General features: G+C 64.7%; 3 protein-coding genes. 2 read left to right on the top strand and 1 reads right to left on the bottom strand.

The genetic code is table 11. From position 1 onward, the window contains the following. A partial coding sequence (locus tag Q0X61_RS13245; RefSeq protein WP_367270757.1) for a sodium-dependent transporter occupies positions 1 to 1,652 on the top strand: 1,652 nt, incomplete at its 5' end. A gap of 14 nt (positions 1,653 to 1,666) precedes the next feature. Next, entirely contained in the window at positions 1,667 to 1,816 is a 150-nt protein-coding gene (locus Q0X61_RS13240; protein ID WP_297743362.1) for a methionine/alanine import family NSS transporter small subunit, read from the top strand. A 135-nt stretch (positions 1,817 to 1,951) separates the two neighbouring features. Here the strand turns inward: Q0X61_RS13240 and Q0X61_RS13235 are convergent. Further along, the coding region (locus Q0X61_RS13235) for an aromatic amino acid lyase (protein ID WP_297743360.1) at positions 1,952 to 2,587 on the bottom strand (636 nt) is incomplete at its 5' end.

The raw sequence follows: 2,587 nt of genomic DNA, 5'->3' as shown, positions 1-2,587 counted from the left end.
CCGCAGTCAAGGCTGATCGCGGCGCATTCTCTGGTCGCACGGCCTTCATCCTGGCTGCGATCGGCTCCGCCGTCGGCCTCGGAAACATCTGGCGTTTCCCGTACGTTGCGTACAGTAACGGCGGCGGCGCATTCATCATCCCCTACGTGATTGCGTTGCTCACTGCGGGCATCCCGCTACTGCTGCTCGACTACGCCATCGGCCACCGCTACCGCGCATCAGCGCCGCTGTCGTTTCGACGTCTGCACCGCCTCACCGAGCCCATCGGCTGGTGGCAGGTGCTCATCTGCGTCATCATCGGCACCTACTACGCCGTGATCTTGGCGTGGGCCGCGCAGTACTTCATCTTCTCCTTCAACCAAGCCTGGGGCAGCGACCCGGCAACCTTCTTCATGGAGACCTACACCCAGTCGATCGGCGCCGACAGCGCCCACCTCGGCTTCGAGTTTGTCCCCGGCGTGCTCATCCCCCTCATTCTCGTCTGGGTGGCCGTCGTAGGCGTACTCGCCTTGGGTGTGCAGAAAGGCATTGCGGGCACGTCGGTGATCTTCATGCCCATCCTCATGGTGATGTTCCTCGCCCTGGTGGTGATCGGCATCTTCCTCCCCGGCTCTGCTAGCGGCCTCAACGCGCTCTTCACCCCCAACTGGGGCGCGCTTACCGACTCCAGCGTCTGGGTAGCCGCCTACGGTCAGATCTTCTTCTCACTCTCAGTGGCGTTTGGCATCATGCTCACCTACTCGTCGTACCTGAAGAAAGACACCGACCTCACAGGGTCGGGCCTCGTCGTCGGCTTCGCCAACTCCTCCTTTGAACTACTGGCGGGCATCGGCGTGTTCGCCGCCCTCGGGTTCATGGCCCACCAGGCGCATGTTCCCGTCGACGAGGTGGCCGGCTCAGGCATTGGCTTGGCCTTCATCGCCTTCCCGACGATCATCAGCCAGGCCGGCGGACTCGGCGCCGTCATCGGCATCTTGTTTTTCGGTTCGCTCACGTTCGCTGCGTTCACCTCGATGATTTCGATCCTCGAGGTGATCATCGCCGCGGTCCAGGACAAGTTCGGTCTCGCCCGCATCCCCGGCGTGCTCATCGTCGGAATCCCCATGGCGCTGCTCTCACTGTTGCTGTTCCCCACCACGACAGGCCTCAACTTGCTCGATGTGATGGACGCATTCGTGAACAACTTCGGCATCGTCGCGGCCGCGCTGGTGAGCACCGTCACGCTCACCGCAGGCTTCGCCGCACTGCCGACCCTGCGCAACCACCTCAACCGGTCGAGCTCCTTCAAGGTGGGCCGCGTCTGGCAGCTCCTCGTGGGCGGTATCGCCCCCGTCGTGCTGGGCTACATCCTGATCGGTGAACTGCAGAAAGTGCTCACCGGGGGCTACGGCGGCATGCCGCGAGACTTCGTGAACACCTTCGGCTGGGGTATGGCGCTCGGCCTCATCGTTCTCGCGATCGTGCTGAGCCTGCTGCCGTGGCCTGCGAAGTCGAACGCGCAGAAGGTGGATTCAGACGGCGACCTCATCCCGCCGCCCATCCTCGACCGTCTCGTCGACGCGGGCCGCGTCGAGGAGGCCCGCGCGAACCCGATCATCGACAACACGTCACTGCCACTCGACCCGCCCGCGGTACACCGTGAGGCCCAGTAGAAAGAGGTAGACCTATGACCATCACCGCAATCGTCATGATGGTGACCGCGATCGTCATCGTCTGGGGTGGCCTCGCAAGCGCCATCGTGTTCTTGCTGCAGCACCCCGAGGGCTCCGTCCAGCTCCTCGACGACCACGGACGCCCGCTGGAATCCCTGCAGTAACCCGCCTCGCGGCTCCGTCGCCGACGAGGTATCCGCTGCCCAAACGTCAAAATCCGTACGCAGTTTCGCCTCACCGTGCTTTTTCGGGGGTATGGGTGAATCTGCGTACGGATTTTGAAGTTATTCCGACGGCGCCTACTCCAGCGGTCCGGCCTTCGCGAGCACTTCGCCGCTCACGAGGAGCTGGACGGCGGCCTCAATGTCGGGCGCGAGGAAACGGTCCGGGCCGGGGCCGCCCACACGCTCACGAAGCACCGCGATCACCCGCTGAGCGGGCTCCGACGGCGTGAGCGGCGCCCGCAGTTCGATGCCACGAGCGGCGGCGACCAGCTCAATCGCGAGCACCCGGCGCAGCGCATCGACGCTCTGGCGCAGCTTCCGGGCCGCGTGCCAGCCGAGCGAGACGTGATCTTCCTGCATGGCTGAGCTTGGAATCGAATCCGCCGACGCAGGCACAGCAAGACGTTTCATCTCCGCGACGAGTGCGGCCTGGGTGTACTGGGCGATCATCAGGCCCGAGTCGACGCCGGGGTCGTCGGCGAGGAACGGCGGCAGCCCGTTGGAGCGGTGCTTATCAAGCAACCGGTCGGTGCGGCGCTCCGCGATGCTCGCGAGATCCGCTGCCACGATGGCAAGGAAGTCCAGCACGTACGCTACGGGCGCCCCGTGGAAGTTTCCGTTGCTGGTGATGGTGCCGTCGTCGAGAATCACGGGGTTGTCGATGGCGGAGGCCAGCTCACGCTCAGCCACGAGCTGGGCGTGGTCCAGGGT

Source organism: uncultured Tessaracoccus sp. (assembly GCF_947255005.1).
Taxonomy (GTDB): domain Bacteria; phylum Actinomycetota; class Actinomycetes; order Propionibacteriales; family Propionibacteriaceae; genus Arachnia.
Note: the sequence above shows the minus strand (reverse complement) of the source record. Positions and strands in the feature narration are given on the sequence as shown.